This window comes from Phycicoccus jejuensis, assembly GCF_000720925.1.
GTDB lineage: Bacteria > Actinomycetota > Actinomycetes > Actinomycetales > Dermatophilaceae > Phycicoccus > Phycicoccus jejuensis.
The window spans coordinates 209,044-223,813 of sequence record NZ_JOEE01000005.1 but is presented as its reverse complement, the minus strand read 5'-3'; the positions used below and the strand labels follow the sequence as shown (position 1 = coordinate 223,813).

The 14,770-nt window shown below is 72.2% G+C and carries 16 protein-coding genes and 1 pseudogene; 4 read left to right on the top strand and 13 right to left on the bottom strand.

Annotated features, from left to right (window positions below; translation table 11 throughout):
- Nucleotides 1–162 precede the first annotated feature (162 nt).
- Entirely contained in the window at nucleotides 163–1,182 is a 1,020-nt protein-coding gene (locus tag IG69_RS21630; protein ID WP_084696771.1) for a DNA methyltransferase, read from the top strand.
- Here IG69_RS21630 and IG69_RS0112195 read toward each other — a convergent pair.
- Together IG69_RS0112195 and IG69_RS0112190 are read right to left on the bottom strand one after the other, a co-directional pair.
- Nucleotides 1,142–2,113, bottom strand: a complete 972-nt coding sequence (locus IG69_RS0112195; RefSeq protein WP_051750496.1) for a hypothetical protein — start codon at nucleotides 2,111–2,113, stop codon at nucleotides 1,142–1,144. The two genes, IG69_RS21630 and IG69_RS0112195, sit on opposite strands and share 41 nt — an antisense overlap.
- 233 nt (nucleotides 2,114–2,346) lie before the next feature.
- Complete coding sequence (locus IG69_RS0112190; RefSeq protein ID WP_051750495.1) at nucleotides 2,347–3,882, bottom strand: serine/threonine-protein kinase; 1,536 nt, start codon at nucleotides 3,880–3,882, stop codon at nucleotides 2,347–2,349.
- Between the two features lie 35 nt (nucleotides 3,883–3,917).
- Between IG69_RS0112190 and IG69_RS0112185 the strand changes: the two genes are divergently transcribed.
- Nucleotides 3,918–4,682 (top strand): HipA family kinase, encoded by a 765-nt coding sequence (locus IG69_RS0112185; protein WP_030528448.1) that lies wholly within the window; start codon nucleotides 3,918–3,920, stop codon nucleotides 4,680–4,682.
- Nucleotides 4,679–5,056 carry a DUF3037 domain-containing protein gene (locus IG69_RS0112180; RefSeq protein ID WP_051750494.1) on the top strand — a complete coding sequence of 126 codons (378 nt, stop codon included), beginning with the start codon at nucleotides 4,679–4,681 and terminating at the stop codon, nucleotides 5,054–5,056. The genes IG69_RS0112185 and IG69_RS0112180 overlap by 4 nt, the downstream gene beginning before the upstream one ends.
- A gap of 12 nt (nucleotides 5,057–5,068) precedes the next feature.
- Here the strand turns inward: IG69_RS0112180 and IG69_RS23135 are convergent, their stop codons facing one another.
- The 6 genes and pseudogenes from IG69_RS23135 to IG69_RS0112155 form a co-directional block, all read right to left on the bottom strand.
- Nucleotides 5,069–6,109, bottom strand: a complete 1,041-nt coding sequence (locus IG69_RS23135; protein ID WP_342666163.1) for an ATP-binding protein — start codon at nucleotides 6,107–6,109, stop codon at nucleotides 5,069–5,071.
- Between the two features lie 9 nt (nucleotides 6,110–6,118).
- Nucleotides 6,119–6,364, bottom strand: a pseudogene (locus IG69_RS23175) (PAS domain-containing protein); the annotation flags it as partial.
- 165 nt (nucleotides 6,365–6,529) lie between these two features.
- A complete protein-coding gene (locus IG69_RS0112170) occupies nucleotides 6,530–7,354 on the bottom strand; it encodes a TrmH family RNA methyltransferase (RefSeq protein WP_030528445.1) in 825 nt (274 codons plus the stop codon).
- 10 nt (nucleotides 7,355–7,364) lie between these two features.
- Nucleotides 7,365–8,084: a sulfite exporter TauE/SafE family protein gene (locus IG69_RS0112165; RefSeq protein ID WP_030528444.1), complete on the bottom strand. Its 720-nt coding sequence runs from the start codon at nucleotides 8,082–8,084 to the stop codon at nucleotides 7,365–7,367.
- The gene (locus IG69_RS0112160) at nucleotides 8,081–8,857 is read right to left on the bottom strand and encodes a sulfite exporter TauE/SafE family protein (protein ID WP_030528443.1); all 777 of its coding nucleotides are present in this window, start codon (nucleotides 8,855–8,857) and stop codon (nucleotides 8,081–8,083) included. Before IG69_RS0112160 ends, IG69_RS0112165 begins: the two co-directional genes overlap by 4 nt.
- Nucleotides 8,773–10,035: an MFS transporter gene (locus tag IG69_RS0112155; protein WP_051750492.1), complete on the bottom strand. Its 1,263-nt coding sequence runs from the start codon at nucleotides 10,033–10,035 to the stop codon at nucleotides 8,773–8,775. The genes IG69_RS0112160 and IG69_RS0112155 overlap by 85 nt, the downstream gene beginning before the upstream one ends.
- A 111-nt stretch (nucleotides 10,036–10,146) precedes the next feature.
- Between IG69_RS0112155 and IG69_RS0112150 the strand changes: the two genes are divergently transcribed.
- Entirely contained in the window at nucleotides 10,147–10,443 is a 297-nt protein-coding gene (locus IG69_RS0112150; protein ID WP_030528441.1) for an ArsR/SmtB family transcription factor, read from the top strand.
- A 42-nt stretch (nucleotides 10,444–10,485) separates the two neighbouring features.
- Here IG69_RS0112150 and IG69_RS0112145 read toward each other — a convergent pair whose 3' ends face one another.
- The 5 genes from IG69_RS0112145 to glgA all read right to left on the bottom strand — a co-directional run bounded on the left by IG69_RS0112145 (nucleotide 10,486) and on the right by glgA (nucleotide 14,763).
- The gene (locus IG69_RS0112145) at nucleotides 10,486–11,676 is read right to left on the bottom strand and encodes an SPFH domain-containing protein (RefSeq protein ID WP_030528440.1); all 1,191 of its coding nucleotides are present in this window, start codon (nucleotides 11,674–11,676) and stop codon (nucleotides 10,486–10,488) included.
- A 39-nt stretch (nucleotides 11,677–11,715) separates the two neighbouring features.
- Complete coding sequence (locus IG69_RS0112140; RefSeq protein WP_030528439.1) at nucleotides 11,716–12,189, bottom strand: NfeD family protein; 474 nt, start codon at nucleotides 12,187–12,189, stop codon at nucleotides 11,716–11,718.
- 66 nt (nucleotides 12,190–12,255) lie between these two features.
- Nucleotides 12,256–13,038 (bottom strand): ABC transporter ATP-binding protein, encoded by a 783-nt coding sequence (locus IG69_RS0112135; RefSeq protein ID WP_030528438.1) that lies wholly within the window; start codon nucleotides 13,036–13,038, stop codon nucleotides 12,256–12,258.
- A gap of 49 nt (nucleotides 13,039–13,087) precedes the next feature.
- Nucleotides 13,088–13,573 carry an XdhC family protein gene (locus IG69_RS0112130; protein WP_051750491.1) on the bottom strand — a complete coding sequence of 162 codons (486 nt, stop codon included), beginning with the start codon at nucleotides 13,571–13,573 and terminating at the stop codon, nucleotides 13,088–13,090.
- A complete protein-coding gene (gene glgA / locus IG69_RS0112125) occupies nucleotides 13,570–14,763 on the bottom strand; it encodes a glycogen synthase (protein ID WP_030528436.1) in 1,194 nt (397 codons plus the stop codon). The genes IG69_RS0112130 and glgA overlap by 4 nt, the downstream gene beginning before the upstream one ends.
- Nucleotides 14,764–14,770: the final 7 nt, after the last annotated feature.

Below are 14,770 nucleotides of genomic sequence, written 5' to 3'. Positions count from 1 at the left end.
CCGCGCCTTCAGCTCAGACGGGTACCGCCTGCTCGTCTCTCCTGGCATGACTCCAACCTTCCCAAGGTTCGGAGTCTCCGGACATGCCGGGGCGGTTCACGGATCTGTGGATAACTGGGGTGGCGACAGGTCCCTGTCGTGGACGCGGTCTAGAGTGCGCAGGTGCCTGACTGGACCATTCATCACGGAGACGCGCTGGACGCGTATCACGCTTGGACGACCCCGAACACCATCATCAGCGACGGGGCCTACGGAGTCGGCGGCTTCCCTGGCGATCCCCGGACACCTGAGAATCTGGGCGAGTGGTACCAACCCCACATCGAGGCGTGGTCCCGTCACTCGACGCTCGCGACCAGTTTGTGGTTCTGGAACACAGAAGTTGGCTGGGCGAATGTCCACCCCTATCTCGTGGCGAACGGTTGGCAGTACGAGTTTTGCAACATTTGGGACAAGGGCATCGGCCAGGTCGCTGGCAACGTCAACGGCCGGACGATTCGGCGCTTTCCGGTCGTTACTGAGGTGTGCGTCTATTACACGCGAACTCCACGCGTGGCGAAAGAGCCGGGTTCCGACCATCTGGTCCATATGAAGGAGTGGTTGCTTCGGGAGTGGGTTCGCTCAGGGCTCCCGCGGCGTGCGGCGAACGAGGCCTGCGGGGTTAAGGATGCGGCGACCCGCAAGTACTTTGACCAAGGTTGGCTCTGGTATTGGCCACCTGTCGAAGTCATGATGAAGCTGGTAGATTACGCAAATGAACACGGCAACCCCGATGGTTTGCCCTACTACAGCTTTGACGGCGAGAAGCCTGTAACCGCGGACGAGTGGGCGGCCACACGGTCGATTTGGAACCATGAACATGGCGTAACCAACGTGTGGAGCAGGCCGTCCCTTCGTGGGGCAGAGCGGTTCCGTGGAAGCATGGTGAGGTCTGCACCTCGCACCTACAAGCCGACATCCATGAGTGCGAGCCACCTGAACCAGAAGCCGCTTGATTTGATGGAGCGTATCGTCAAGGCTTGTACGAGCGTAGGCGATGTCGTTTGGGAGCCCTTCGGCGGACTCTGCACGGGTTCCCTCGCGGCTATCAACCTGGAACGTGTCGCCTTTGCCGCCGAGTCGGACTCAGGCTTCTATGAGTTGGCTACTCATCGCCTTCAGACTCAACAGCAATCTCTGTTCTAGGTTCCTCGCGGATCATCTGACCGTATAGCGCCGCAATAGTGTCGGCGGCTTTCCCTTGCCGGACCTCATCCTTGCCGTTTAGGTCAGCAAATGTCGACTTCCATTGGGCGATAGTTTTGCCAAGATACGTCTCTGCAAGGATCGTGCGCTTGAAGTCCTCCACGCTGGAGTTTCCCACGCGGTCGATCTTCGCGAAGTTGGTATCTAGTCGGTACACGAGACGATTCATGAGATCAGATGCCTTGCCCTGAGCGTCTGAAGAGTGGGGGTGGCCGTCGAAGGGCGTGATCTGGTATTCGTCACGGACCGCCATAAGTTCGGCCGTGTCGGAATCGCTCGCCTGCAACTTGTAACCGTTGACGTTGCTTTGCTGAAGGTTCGCGGTTCGCGCAGAGGTGTCTTGTGGTTCGATAATCAGGTACTCGGGTGGGTTGTGGTAGTGAGCATCACGACTCGCAGCCAGCGCCTTGCCCGAAACTGTGAGCACCCCCAAGATCTTGGGCTTGCCGAAGATCATGTGGCTCATGCACCACGCCACAATGACCACGTTGATATTCTTCTCGGCCAGTAGATGCTGCGATTCCTTGAATCGCCCCGTGATCTCGGTGCTCAGCACATACCAAGCCTTGATCTCGTACCCCGTGCTGGTTGGCTCTCCGGATTCATGGCGCAAGACCGCGTCCGGGAAGCCGGGGTCCTGACGGTGCCAGGAGAAGCCGTTTGGAGCCTCTTGGTCGAGGATTTGAACGATCCGTTGCTCCATGAGGTTACCGACCATGGGGCTCAGCTTGCTCACGATCTTGGCTAGGAACGGTGCCTCCTCAGTGCGGACGCTCTTGACGTCGATGGCATCCACATCCTCACCAGCCAGGTCGAAGAGTACTTCGGACGCGCGTTCGAGTTCTTGCAGGCATTCGTCATCGGTGGGCACGGGGTCACCGTACTGGGTCAAAGGGTAGCTCGGCCGGGTCCTCCGACACGTAGCCGACACGCGGGCCGTCCTCCGACCTGCCCACGGAGCCGATTCGGCTGGTATACAAGGGCGTACTAGGACCATGCGGAGGGGGTTCAAGTCCCCCCTCGGACACAGCAGAGCACGACGACGAAGGCCCCGAACCACAGGTTCGGGGCCTTTGTCGTGGGCGGGGCCGGCGCCCCGCCGGGTCAGCCGCCCGCGTAGGCGTCGGCCGCGTCGAGCACCGCCTGGACGAGCGGGTCGAGCGTGCCCGTGGCGTCGGCCGACACCGAGCCGTCCTCCACCGCCTTCGCGTACTCGTCCGCGAGCTTCTGCGCCTCGTCGGAGACCTTGCGAGCGTCGGCGCCGGACAGCGCCCGCTCCGTGGCCTGGGCGTGCCTCGCGACGTCGCGCGCCACCTTGGCGTCGACGGTGCCGTCCGCGGCGGCCTGCTGCACCGCCTCCTGGAGCGACGCGTAGGCGTCCGTGACCGGAGTGCCGTCGGGCGCGGTGTCGGTCGGCGTGTCGGAGGGGGTCTCGCTCGGGGTGGGCTCGGGCGAGGCCGTCGTCGGCTCCGGCTCGGGCGTGGTCTCGGCCGGTGTGGACTGCTCCGGGGCCGACTGCTGGGCCGACGGGGTGGGCGAGGCGCTCGGCGAGGCGTCGGCGCCCCCGGTGTCGTCCTGCGAGGTGACGAGGTACCAGCCCACGAGGCCGACGACCAGCAGCGCGAGGATCGCGAGCACCCACGGGGTGGACGCGCCGCGCCTGCGCTCCGGCTCGCGCGGCGGCAGACCGGTCGTCGGCGGCGGCGGCGGGGGCAGCGGGGTGCTCGACAGCCGCTGGGTGCGGTCGGCCCCACCGGCGGGCAGGACCGTCGTCGCGGCTGCGGCGGCCCCCGCGGCCGCGGCGCCACCGGTGGGGGCGCGGCGCGCGTCGACGGCGGCGAGCACGGCGCCCGCGTCGGCGGGTCGGTCGGCGGGGTCCTTGGCGAGCAGCGACGACACGAGGCCGGCCAGCCAGGCCGGGGTGTCGGGGCGCAGGTCGCGCACGTCGGGCACCGGGTCGTGGGTGTGCATCATCATCGTCGCCACCGCCGTGGGGCCCGAGAAGGGCGGCTCACCGGTCAGCAGCGCGAAGGCGAGGCAGCCGAGCGCGTAGAGGTCGGCCCGGCCGTCGACGCGCCCGCCCATCGCCTGCTCCGGCGACAGGTACTCGGCCGTCCCCATGACGGTGTGCGTGGCGGTGAGCGCCTGCTGGGTCGAGGCGTCGCCGAGCTGGGTGATGCCGAAGTCGAGGACCCGCAGCCGGCCGTCCGCGGCCGTGACCACGTTGGCGGGCTTGATGTCACGGTGGACCAGCCCGCGGCCGTGCGCGGCCTGCAACGCGCCGGCGACCTGGCGGACGACGTCGATGACGTCGTCGACCGCGAACGGGCCCTCCCGCAGCCGCTCGGCGAGGCTCGGCCCGGGCAGCAGCTCCATCACGAGGTACGCGGTGTCGCCCTCGACACCGGTGTCGTGCACCGTGACGACGTGCGGGTGGTTGAGGCCGGCCGTCACGCGGGCCTCGCGCTCGAACCGCACCGCACCGGACTCGTCGGGGACGCGGGTGAGGTCGATCGTCTTGATCGCCACCTGCCGCCCGAGGACGGTGTCGGTGGCGCGCCACACCTCGCCCATCCCGCCCCGTCCGATGGGCGTGTCGAGGACGTAGCGACCGGCCAGCCTGCGCTCCTGCGTGGTCATCCGACCACCCTAAACGGCTGCCGTAGGGTGGTCGGGTGCTCGAGTCAGTGACCGCCGTGCGCTACGTCGCCCCTCTGCGGGAGGGCGGTTCGCTGCCGGGTCTCGTCGAGGCCGACGACCTCGGGACCTACGTCGTCAAGTTCACCGGCGCCGGGCAGGGCCGCAAGGTCCTCGTCGCCGAGGTGCTCGTCGGCGAGGTCGCCCGCCGGGTCGGCATCCCGACCCCGCGCCTGGCCGTCGTCGACCTGCCGAGCGCGATCGCCCGCTACGAGGCCGACGAGGAGGTCCAGGACCTGCTCAACGCCAGCCCGGGCCGCAACCTCGGCGTCGACTTCCTGCCCGGGGCCTTCGGCTACGACGGCTCGCGGCCGCCCAGCGCCGAGGACGCCGCGGCCATCCTCTGGCTCGACGCCTACACAGCCAACGTCGACCGCACCTGGGCCAACCCCAACCTCCTCGTCTGGCACCGCCGGGCCTGGGCGATCGACCACGGGGCGGCCCTGTGGTTCCACCACTCCTGGCCGAGCCGCCCGCCGGACGTCGGGCGCTTCGTCGCCCAGCCGTTCGACGCGAGCGGCCACGTCCTGGCGCCGGTGGCCGGGTCGGTCCGGGCCGCGCACGAGCGGTTCGCCCCGCTCCTCACCGTCGACGTCCTGCGCGAGGTCGTCGACGAGGTGCCGGAGGAGTGGCTCGAGACCACGGCGAGCCTGCCCGACCTCGACGCCGTCCGCGCCGCCTACCGCGAGCACCTCGGGATGCGCCTCGCCGCGCCCTCCGCCTGGCTGGACGGTGCGCCGTGAGCCACGCCTACCAGTACGTGGTCGTGCGCTTCGTGCCGCGTGTCGACCGGGGCGAGTGCCTCAACGTCGGCGTCGTCCTGCACTCCCAGTCCGCGGGCGTGCTGCGCTGCGCCTGGCACCTCGACGAGGACCGCATCCGGGCCTTCGCGCCCGACGCCGACCTCGACGGCCTGCGCGGGGCGCTCGACGCCGTGGGCGGCATGTGCGAGCGGCCCCCGGCGGGCGTGGACGCGACGCTGACGACCCAGGGCAAGCGCTTCGGGTGGCTCAGCGCGCCGCGCTCGACCGTCCTCCAGCCCGGCCCGGTCCACGGCGGGTCCGCCGCGGACCCGGCCGCCGAGGTCGAGCGGCTGCTCGACCGCCTGGTCCGCTGAGCGCCCCGGGCGTCAGCCCGCGCGGACCGGCGCGAGGATCTTCTCGAGGTCGGCCAGCGTGTACGGCTTGCTCAGGTAGTCGTCCATGCCCGCCGCGAGCATCCGCTCCCGGTCCCCCTCGGCGGCGTTGGCCGTCAGGGCGATGATCCGCGGCGGCGGCCCCGGGCGGACGCGCAGCTGCTCCGTCGCACGCACGCCGTCGAGGTTGGGCATGTTGACGTCCATGAGGACGACGTCGTCGCGGTGCGCCGAGAGCGCCTGGAGCGCCTCGATGCCGGTGGCGCCGGCGCTGCCGCCGGCGCAGCCGAGCACGGGCAGCGAGAACGTCAACGACGAGCCCTCGCCGACCGTCGACTGCACCTGGATCTCGCCGCCGAGCCGCTGGGCGATGCGGGCGCAGATCGCGAGACCAAGACCGGTGCCGCCGTGGGTGCGCGTCGTCGACGCGTCCCCCTGGGCGAACGCGGTGAAGATCCGCGAGAGCCGGTCCGCGGGGATGCCCATCCCGGTGTCGACCACCTCGAGGACGAGCGTGCCCGGGGCGGTCTCGGCGTCGGGGCGCAGGAGGGGCGCGGCCGCGAGGTAGCTCGCGCGGATCCGCACACCACCGCGCTCGGTGAACTTCAGCCCGTTGCCGACGAGGTTGATGAGCATCTGGCGCAGGCGGACGAGGTCGCTGCAGACGAGCTCGGGGACGTCGGGGTCCACCGACCACCACAGCGACAGTCCCCGCCGCTCGGCCTTCGTCGTGAACATCGTGCAGACGTCCTGGATGAGTGCGCGCACGTCGGTCGAGGTCGACTCCATCTCGAGCTCGCCGCTCTCGAGGGCGTTGAAGTCGAGGATGTCGTTGACGATCGCGAGCAGGTGCCGACCGCTCTGGTGGGCGGTGCTGACGTACGAGCGCTGCTGCTCGTCGAGCGCGGTGTCCTGGAGGAGGTCGGTCAGGCCGATGACCGCGTTGAGCGGCGTCCGGATCTCGTGGCTCATGCTCGCGAGGAAGCGCTGCTTGGCCTCCGCGGACTCCTCCGCCGTCTGCTTGGCCCGGCGCAGGTTCTCCTCGGTGAGGCGACGGTTGGTGATGTCGGTCTCGACGCCGACGAAGCCGGTGACGACCTCGCCGTCGCGGATCGGCGAGACGTCGAGGGACACCCAGTACCTGCTCCCGTCATTCGCGTAGTTGAGGACCTCGGCGGTGAAGGGCTCCTGGCGACGGATCGACTCGCGCATCCGGCGCACGGTCCCGGGGTCGGTGTCGCGCCCCTGGAGGACGCGGCCGGGGCTGCGGCCCTCGACCTCCTCGAGGGTGTAACCGAGATGTTGAGGAGGACGACCTCGGGGTCGTGGCGGCGTGCGGCCTCGACGCCGGCGACGCCGTCGTCGGCCTGCACGACCCGGAAGTCCTCGGACTCCAGGAGCGACGCCGCGACGGACGCGCCGCCGCGGATTCGGTCCGGACGGCCGATGCCGTGATCACCCCTCCGGCGGAGCCGGGGCGCGCAGGGCCCAGGCGGCGACGGCGCCGGCCGCGGCGACGTTGAGCGAGTCCACTCCCCCGGCCATCGGGATGCGCACGACGGTGTCGACCCCGGCGAGGGTGCGCCGGGCCAGCCCGTCGCCCTCGGTGCCGAGGACGAGTGCGAGCCGCTCGGGCGGGTCGGCCGCCAGCTCGTCGAGCCCGACGGAGTCCTCGGTCAGGGCGAGGGCGGCGACGTGGAAGCCGAGCCCGTGCAGCTGCTCGATACCGCCCGGCCACGGGTCGATGCGCGTCCACGGCACCTGGAAGACGGTGCCCATCGACACGCGGACGGCCCGGCGGTAGAGCGGGTCGGCGCAGCGCGGGGTGACGAGCACGGCGTCGACGCCGAGCGCGGCCGCCGAGCGGAAGACGGCGCCGACGTTGGTGTGGTCGACGACGTCCTCGAGCACGAGGACCCGCCGGGCGGCCTCGAGGACCTCGGCGAGCGACGGCAGCGCGGGGCGGTGCATCGCCGCGAGCGCGCCGCGGTGCAGGTGGAAGCCGGTGAGGCGCTCGATGACGTCGTGGGCCCCGACGAACACCGGCACGCCGTCGGCCTCGGCGTCGGCCACGACGTCCGCGAGGTCGGTGAGCCAGCGCTCGGCCATGAGGTAGGAGCGCGGCCGGTGCCCCGCGGCGAGGGCCCGCCGGATGACCTTCTCGGACTCCGCGACGTACAGCCCGCCCTCGGGCTCCAGGCGGCGTCGCAGGGCGACGTCGGTCAGCGAGACGTAGTCGGCGAGGCGGGGGTCGGCGGGGTCGGAGACGGTCGTCGGCACGCGCACGAGGCTAGGCCAGGACGGCGCGGGCGATGACGACGAGGCCGGCGACCACGCAGAAGCCGAGCACGAGCCGGCGGAACCGTTCGGGGTCCACCCGCCGGCGGACGGGCACCGCGAGGGCGTAGCCGACCAGCGCGAACGGGATGAGCGCGAGCCCGGCGAGCACCTGGTCGCGGTGGACCTCGCCGCCGAGCGCCAGCCCCGCCACCGCCATCCCGGACCCGACGAGGAAGAAGGCCGCGAGCGTCGAGCGCACACGTTCGGGCCGCTCGTGCTGGAGGACCAGGGCGAGGAAGGGCCCCCCGATCGCGGCGGCGGTGCCCGAGACCCCCGAGACCGCTCCGGCGACGAGCGTGTTCGCGCGCGTCGGGCGCAGGTCGACCGCGCGGACCGACAGGGCGACCGTCACGAGGATGAGCGCGCCGACGAGCGCCGCGATGGCCCGCGGCGAGAACCACGCGACGACGGCCACCCCGGCCGGTGTCAGGACGGCCCGGGCCACGAGGGCGAGGGCCAGCGGCCCGCGGGCCAGGTCGCGGACGCCGTGCGAGAGCTGGAGGACGGGCAGGGTGATGCTCGGCAGCAGGAGGGCCACCGGCATGAGGTCCGGGGCCAGCAGGACGACGAGCGGGGCGGCGACGACCGACATCCCGAAGCCGACGACCGACTGGACGAGCGCGCCCGCGAGGACCGACAGCCCGAGCGCGACGAGGACGAGCGGCGTCACGGGAAGACGACGAGCTTGACGACGGCCACGACGCCGACGACGACGATGATCGCCCGCAGCACGGGGGCGGGCAGGCGGCGCCCGACGGTGGAGCCGACGACGCCGCCGATCGTCGAGCCGACCGCGATGAGGAGGACCACGAGCCAGTCGATCTGGTCCGGGGCGACGAGGACGAAGACGAGCGCCGCGACGAAGTTGACGACCGAGGCGAGCACGTTCTTCAGGCCGTTGATGCGCTGGAGCGGGTCGCTCGAGAGGGCGCCGAGGATGCCGACGAGGATGATGCCCTGCGCCGCACCGAAGTACCCGCCGTAGACGCCGGCGCCGAGCACCCCACCCTGCATGAGCCGGCGGTGCGTGCTCGCGGCCTCGGCCCCTCCCGCCTCGCGCCGCCGTGCCGTCCACGCGTTGAGGCGCGGTCCGGCGACGACGAGGACGAGGCCCAGCACGATGAGCACCGGCACGATCGCGCGGAAGAGGTCGGGGTCGAGGACGAGCAGCAGCACCGCACCGAGGGTGCCGCCGAGGAAGGACATGGGGGCGTAGCGACGCAGCTGCGGACCCATCCCCCGCAGCTCGCGGCGGTACCCGATCGAGCCCGTGACGCTGCCGGGGACGAGGCCGATGTTGTTCGACACGTTCGCCGTGACCGGCGGGATCCCGAGCAGCAGCAGGGTCGGGAAGGTGATCAGCGTGCCGGAGCCGACGATGGTGTTGATGGTGCCGGCGCCAATGCCCGCGAGGACGACGAGCAGGGCTTCTCCGAGGGACACCGGGCCACCCTAGTGCGGAGCTCCACCGCGAGGGCCGCCGCGGCCACGACACCGACGAGCAGGGCGTATCCGACTGTCGTGGTGTCGAGCCCGAGTGCAAGGGTGAGTGCACCGGCGACGAGGGCGGGCACCGAGAACGCGAGGTAGCTGACGACGTAGACGGCCGACATCAGGCCGGCGCGCTCGTGCGGCTGCGCGAGCGCGCTGACCGCGCGCAGCGCACCGAGGAAGGCGCTGCCGAACCCGGCCCCGGCGACCACGACCGCCATGACGAGCAGCGGCAAGAGGGTGAGGACGAGGGACGCGACGAAGGCGACGAGCCCGGTGACGAGGGCGATGAGCCCGAAGCGGCGCAGGTCGGCGGCCGGTCGCTCCCGCCCGGCGTACGAGGCCAGCGCGCCGGTCCCCGTGAACGCGCCGAGCACGAAACCGGCGACGAGGTGCCCCGGCACCGCGAAGCGGGTCGCGAGCACGCTGCCGCTGACCGACAGCATCAGCCCGCCGAGCGACCACGTCGCGGCCATGACGGGCACCGACGTCCTGAAGGTCCCGCGGGCCGCCGCGGGGACGGCGACGACCGGGAGCATCGAGCGGAGCGCGCCCGGGCGACGGGGTGCGGTCTCAGGCAGGAACGGCACCGCGAGCAGGAGGACGACCACGAGCCCGCCGAGCACGGCGTAGACCAGGCGCAGCGGAGCGGGCGCGAGGTCGGCCAGCGCACCGGCGACCACGCCGCCGAGCGCCAGCCCGACGAGGGGCGCCACCCCGTTGACGACGGCGCCGCGCTGGGTCCCGTGGCGCTGCAGGTCGAGGAGGAAGGCACCCATCACGCCCATGGCCGCGCCGGTCGCGAGCCCCTGGACCACCCGGGCGGCGACGAGCGCCGCGGTCCCCTCCGCCCCGAGGAACAGGGCGAGGGCCCCGAGCTCGACGAGCAGGGCGGCGGCGAGGACGGGACGGCGGCCGACGTGGTCCGAGAGCCGCCCGACGACCAGGAGCGCGGCGAGCAGGGCGAGGACGTAGACGGCGAAGACGACGGTGAGCGTCGCCGGGCCGAAGCCGAAGGCCTCCTCGTAGGCCGGGTACAGCGGGCTCGGCGCGCTCGAGGCCGCGAGGAAGGTGGCCACGGTGGCACCGACGACCACGAAGGCCGGGGCCGGGGTGAGGCGGAGGGACATCGCCGTGCTCCGTTCTGGAATCATCGAACCGTTCGCCTCGTTGAACCTCGCACCATCGGCCACTATTCCAAGGAAGTCGAACCGTTGTCCCGGCCCTCCTCGCCCCGCCTCATGGACCACCCCGACCTCGCCGCCGTCGAGCTCCCCGTGGTGCTCTTCGCGCTGAGCGACCCGACGCGCCTCGCGCTCGTGCGCGAGCTCGCGACGGAGGGCCCGCGGACCGTCGAGGAGTGCCGCGAGAGCGAGCCGGGCGTGCCGAAGTCGACGTTCTCGCACCACCTGCGCACGCTGCGCGAGGCCGGCGTCGTGCGCAACGAGCCCGCCGGGCGCCACCGGGTCGTCACCCTGCGCCGCGACGAGCTCGACGCGCGCTTCCCCGGCCTTCTCGACGCCGTCGTCCACGACTGAGCGCCCGGACCTCGTGGAGGTCCGGGCGCTCGGTCGCGTCGCTCAGGGCTGGGCCGGAGGTGCCGGCGGGGCCGGCGGCGGCTCGACCGGCGGGGAGGCGGGCGGGGCCATCGGCTCGGTCGCCGGCGGGGCTGCGGGCGCCTCGCGCGGCGGCACCGCGTCGGCGTCCGGACGGATGGGGGGCTGGACGCGCGAGGCCGGCTGGGCGTGCTCCTCGGCCTCCTTGCTCGACTGGGCGGCCTGGCCGCGGGCCCGCTCGAGGGCGGACTTCGGGTCCTCGAGCGTCGTCTCCTCGAAGGCGTTGCCGAGCATCTCGCCCGGGTCGACCCACTCGTCGTCGCCGCCGTCGCCCGAGGGCTTCGTGGCGCCGAGCGCCCCGCCGATGCCGCGCAGCGCGTCGGTCAGCTCGCTCGGGATGATCCACATCTTGTTGGAGTCACCGCGGGCGATCTGCGGCAGCACCTGGAGGTACTGGTAGGCGAGCAGCTTCTGGGTCGGCTTGCCACGGTGGATGGCGTCGAACACCTGCTGGATGGCGCGGGCCTGGCCCTGGGCCTCGAGGATGCGGGCCTGCGCCGAGCCCTCGGCCCGCAGGATCTGGCTCTGCTTCTCGCCCTCGGCCGTGAGGATCTGGCTGGCCTTGGTGCCCTCGGCGTTGAGGATGGCCGCGCGGCGGTCGCGCTCGGCCTTCATCTGCTTCTCCATCGACTCCTGGATGGAGGCGGGCGGGTCGATGGCCTTGAGCTCGACGCGGTTGACGCGGATGCCCCACTTGCCGGTCGCCTCGTCGAGGACGCCGCGCAGCTGGCCGTTGATCTGGTCGCGGCTGGTCAGCGTCTGCTCGAGGTCGAGCGAGCCGATGACGTTGCGCAGCGTCGTGACGGTGAGCTGCTCGATGCCGGCGATGAAGTTGGCGATCTCGTAGACCGCGGACTTCGGGTCGATCACCTGGTAGTAGATGACGGTGTCGATCGAGACGACGAGGTTGTCGCTCGTGATGACCGGCTGCGGCGGGAACGAGACGACCTGCTCGCGCTGGTCGATGTTGGCGCGCACGATGTCGACGAACGGCACGAGGAAGTGCAACCCGCCCTCGAGGGTGCGCGAGTAGCGACCGAGGCGCTCGATGATGAGGGCGGTCTGCTGCGGGACGACGCGCACGGTGCGGACGAGCACGATGATCGCGAAGACCGCAAGCAGCAGGATGACGACGAGTGGACCGATTCCGTCCATGGTGGTGCCTTTCCGTCGGTGCCCGGTCGGGGCACGGGGTCAGGTGGTGGGGGTGATCGGGGGTGCGGGCAGCGGGACGACGATCGCGGTCGCGCCGTGGATGGCGATGACCCGGACCTGGTCGCCGGGACCGGCGGGCGCGCCGCCCTCGGCGAGCCGGGCCGACCACGTCTCGCCCGCGAGCTTGACGCGGCCGTCGGTCTCGGTGACGGCCTGGAGGACCCACGCCTCGCGCCCGACGAGGCCGGCCGCGCCGATGTGGTGGTCGGTGACCGCGTCGGTGAACTTGCGCTTGAGCATCGGGCGCACGACGAGCAGGAGCACCATCGCGAAGACGACCGCGACGACGACCTGGAAGAAGAACGGTGCGCCGAGCGCCGCCGCGATCGCCCCGGCGAGCGCGCCGCCGGCGAACATGACGAAGACGAAGTCGACGGTGGCGGCCTCGATGGCCGCGAGCACGAGTGCGACGCCCAGCCATCCGAGCCAGGCGTTGTCGGTCAGCCAGTCCATCGGCCTGCCCTTCCCTCCGGTGTCGTGGCTCGGACGCGCGGCCGGCGTCCTCGGTTCCCTGTCGCCTCAGCGGGCGCGGGCGGCGTAGCGGTCCCCGCGGACCTCGAGCTCGAGCGGCATGCCGAAGGTGCGCTCGAGGTTCTCGGCGGTCAGGGTGATCTCGATCGGGCCCTGCGCGACGACGCGGCCCTCGCGCAGCAGCAGGACGTCGGTGAAGTGCGGCGGGATCTCCTCGACGTGGTGGGTCACGAGGACGAGGGCGGGCGCGGCGAGGTCGGCGGCGATCGCCCCGAGCCGGCGCACGAGGTCCTCGCGGCCGCCGAGGTCGAGGCCGGCGGCGGGCTCGTCGAGGAGCATGAGCTCGGGGTCGGTCATGAGGGCGCGGGCGATCTGCACCCGCTTGCGCTCCCCCTCCGACAGCGTGCCGTACCGCCGCTCGGCGAGGTGGCTCGCGCCCAGGGCGTCGAGGAGCTCGGCGGCGCGCGCCTCGTCCATCCCGTCGTACGCCTCGCGCCACCGGCCGACGACGCCGTAGGAGGCGGTGACGACGACGTCGCGGACCTTCTCGTGCGGCGGGATGCGTTCCGCGAGCGAGGCGCTCGACAGGCCGATGCGCGGCCGGAGCTCGAAGACGTCGACCGCGCCGAGGACCTCCCCGAGGACGCCCGCGACCCCGGTCGTCGGGTGCATCCGGCCGGCGGCGATCTGCAGGAGGGTGGTCTTGCCGGCGCCGTTGGGGCCGAGGACGACCCAGCGCTGGCCCTCCTCCACCTCCCACGACAGGTCGTCGAGGATGGTGGTGTCGCCGCGCACGACGCCGACACCGGCGAGGGCCAGGACGTCGCTCATGCCACCGACCCTAGTTGACGGCGTGCTCCGCGCCGGCCGCGCCGCGCGGTCAGGAGGCCCGCATCGGGGTGCCGGGCCTCCCGTGGCCGTCGGCCACCACCTCCGCGACGACCGAGAGGGCGATCTCACCGGGCGAGCTGCCCCCGATCGAGAGGCCGGCGGGGACGTGCAGGCGGCCCAGCTGCTCGTCGTCGAGGCCCTCGCCGCGCAGCTGCTCGTGCAGGGCGGCCGACCGGTGGCGGCTGGCCATCATCGCGACGTAGGGCACCCCGGCCCGCAGCGCGTCGCCGAGGAGCGGGTAGGCGCCGTCGCCGTCGTGGTTGCACACGACGAGCGCGTCGACGGTCCCGAGCGCGCCGAGGGCGTCCCCGACAGGGGCGGCGTCGAGCAGCGTGGCATCCCACCCGGTGGCCGTGGCGATCGCCACCAGCGACTGCGCGATCCGGTTGTCGAAGACGGCGACCAGGTGCCCGAGGGCGCCCTCGACCGGCGTGGCGCCGCTGCCGAGGACGGGGTCGTGCCGGGTGTCGCTCACGCGCCCACGACCCCGCGGTAGACCTCGAGGGTGCGCTCGGCGATCGTGCCCCACGAGAACGACTGGACGGCCCGGCGCCGGCCGGCGGCGCCGAAGCGGGCCGCGCGGTCGAGGTCGGAGACGGCGTCGGTGAGGGCGGCCGCGAGGTCGGCGACGAAACGGTCCTCGTCGACCGGCGTCCCGGTGCCGTCCTGGACCTGCTCGATCGGCACGAGCCAACCGGTCTCGCCGTCGACGACGACCTCGGGGATGCCGCCGGTCGCCGTCGCGACGACGGGCAGCTCGCACGCCATCGCCTCGAGGTTGACGATGCCGAGCGGCTCGTACACCGACGGGCAGACGAACACCGACGAGGCGCTGAGGACGGCCGTCACCTCGTCGCGCGGGAGCATCTCGCTGATCCACACGACGCCGTCGCGCTCGGCGCGCAGGTCATCGACGAGCCCCTCGACCTCGGTCTTGATCTCCGGGGTGTCCGGCGCGCCGGCGAGGAGCACGAGCTGCACCTCGGGCGGCAGCTGCGCGGCGGCGCGCAGCAGGTAGGGCAGGCCCTTCTGGCGGGTGATCCGGCCGACGAAGACGACGGCCGGGCGGTCGGGGTCGATGCCGTGCCGGCGCACGACGTCCGGGGCGTCGTTCGGCCGCCAGAGCTCGGCGTCGATCCCGTTGTGCACGACGAGGACCTTGGCGGGGTCGACGCTCGGGTAGGAGCGCAGGATGTCCTCGCGCATCCCCGCGCTCACCGCGATGACGGCCGCCGCGCCCTCGTACGCGGTGCGCTCGACCCACGACGAGAGCCGGTAGCCACCGCCGAGCTGCTCGGCCTTCCACGGCCGCATCGGCTCGAGGCTGTGGGCCGACAGCACGTGCGGCACGCCCTCGAGGAGGCCGGCGACGTGCCCGGCGAAGTTGGCGTACCAGGTGTGGGAGTGGACGAGATCGGCTCCGGCACAGGCGGCGGCCATCGTCAGGTCCACCCCGAGGGTGCTGAGGGCGGCGTTGGTGCCCTCGAGCTCCGGCAGGTCGGGGTGGCTCGTCGTCCCCTCCTCGTCCCTCGGGCCCCCGAAGGCGTGGACGCGCACGTCGGTGTCGTCCCGTTCCCGCAGGGCCCGGGTCAGCTCGGCGACGTGCACCCCCGCTCCCCCGTAGATCGACGGCGGGTACTCCTTGGTCAGGATGTCGATGCGCACGGTTTTC

Coding starts and splice junctions, on each gene's coding strand:
- IG69_RS0112135 (WP_030528438.1), bottom strand. CDS start 13,038: ATGAGCGACGTCCTGGCCCTCGCCGGTGTCGGCGTCGTGCGCGGCGAC.
- IG69_RS0112190 (WP_051750495.1), bottom strand. CDS start 3,882: ATGACCACGCAGGAGCGCAGGCTGGCCGGTCGCTACGTCCTCGACACG.
- IG69_RS0112155 (WP_051750492.1), bottom strand. CDS start 10,035: ATGTCCCTCCGCCTCACCCCGGCCCCGGCCTTCGTGGTCGTCGGTGCC.
- IG69_RS0112145 (WP_030528440.1), bottom strand. CDS start 11,676: ATGGACGGAATCGGTCCACTCGTCGTCATCCTGCTGCTTGCGGTCTTC.
- IG69_RS0112140 (WP_030528439.1), bottom strand. CDS start 12,189: ATGGACTGGCTGACCGACAACGCCTGGCTCGGATGGCTGGGCGTCGCA.
- IG69_RS0112150 (WP_030528441.1), top strand. CDS start 10,147: ATGGACCACCCCGACCTCGCCGCCGTCGAGCTCCCCGTGGTGCTCTTC.